The organism is Aromatoleum evansii, assembly GCF_012910805.1.
Lineage (GTDB): Bacteria > Pseudomonadota > Gammaproteobacteria > Burkholderiales > Rhodocyclaceae > Aromatoleum > Aromatoleum evansii.
This window is the reverse complement of sequence record NZ_WTVK01000205.1, coordinates 1-463: the sequence shown is the minus strand read 5'-3', so window position 1 is coordinate 463 and position 463 is coordinate 1. Positions and strand designations below refer to the sequence as shown.

Below are 463 nucleotides of genomic sequence, written 5' to 3'. Positions count from 1 at the left end.
GTAGTCTGGCGTCTCGTCATACTGGCCGAATTCGTTGGGCAGGCCGGCGTTCGGATAGGCACACACCAGCGTGTCGGCGACGCGGCCGATATCGGCGATGTGCGCGCGCAGATCCTCGGCGCCGAGCGCGCAGTTGAAGCCGATCGTGATCGGCCGCGCGTGCCGCACCGAATGCCAGAACGCCTCCGGCAATTGTCCGGAGAGCAGGCGGCCGGACTTGTCGGTGATGGTGCCGGAAATCATCACGGGCACGTCGATGCCGCGCTCCTCGATGATCTCGGCGATCGCATACAGCGCCGCCTTGGCGTTCAGCGTGTCGAAGATGGTCTCGACCAGCAGCAGGTCGGCGCCGCCGTCGAGCAGGCCCTTGGCCTGTTCGCCGTAGGCCGTGCGCAGATCGTCGAAGGTGACAGCGCGATAGCCGGGATTGGAGACGTCGGGCGAGATCGAGGCGGTGCGGTTG

The 463-nt window shown here is 66.5% G+C and carries 1 protein-coding gene; it reads right to left on the bottom strand.

The features are described from left to right. A partial coding sequence (locus GO615_RS27940; protein WP_211167417.1) for a homocysteine S-methyltransferase family protein occupies window positions 1-463 on the bottom strand: 463 nt, incomplete at both ends.